This is a genomic window from Methylobacterium aquaticum (genome assembly GCF_001043915.1).
In the GTDB taxonomy this organism is placed as follows: Bacteria; Pseudomonadota; Alphaproteobacteria; order Rhizobiales; family Beijerinckiaceae; genus Methylobacterium; species Methylobacterium aquaticum.
Window position 1 is genome coordinate 1 of the sequence record NZ_LABX01000358.1, and the last position, 723, is coordinate 723.

Annotated in this window: 1 pseudogene; it reads right to left on the bottom strand. The window is 77.5% G+C overall.

The features are described 5' to 3' along the window. Nucleotides 1-690 (bottom strand): annotated as a pseudogene (locus VP06_RS31870) (hypothetical protein); the annotation flags it as partial. Nucleotides 691-723 lie beyond the last annotated feature (33 nt).

Here is a 723-nt window from a genome sequence, read left to right on the forward strand (position 1 = left end):
AGCACCGCCCGGTGCGGGCGGCGCCATCGCGGGCTGCGCGGAGGTCGCATTCGCGGGCTGCGGGGAGGTCGCATTCACGGCCGCCGGATGGGGGATCGGACCGGCGGGCATGGCCGCGGGCTGCTTGTCGATTGCGGCGGGACCCCGCATGCCCGTCGGCGGGACTGCCGCGGCGGTCGACGGCAGGGCGATCGGCGGCGCTTCCGAGACCGAGCGATCCGCGTCGCGCGGCACGGCCGATGTGGCGACGGATCCAGTCACCGGAGAACTCGCCGGCACGGGGGCGTCGGGCGCCGGACGGGCCGCGAGGGACGGCGTCGCGATCGGGGCGAAATGCGTCTCCTGCGCGACCACGACGATCGCCGGACGCGGCGTGACGTCGGTCGTGGCCGGGTCGACCGCAGGTCCGAGGGCTCGCAGCGACGGGGCCGGCGCCGGAGCATCGGCCAAAGCCGCGGCGGCGATCGGGAACGGGATGGCCGCGTCGGTGCGGATCGGCCACGACACCGCGGCGAGCGGGGCGCCATCGGTCGGAGCGGGGACCGGTGCGGACCCCGTGTCGGACCCCGTGTCGGACCCCGTGTCGGACCCCGCGCCGTCCCGATCCGGGACGACGGCGGGATCCTGCGCGCTCGCGGCCGAAGCCGACGCCTGCGGCACGGTCCGCGACCCCGCCTGGGGGAGACGCATCGCCTCCCGCTGCGGACGGGCAGCCGAGACCTC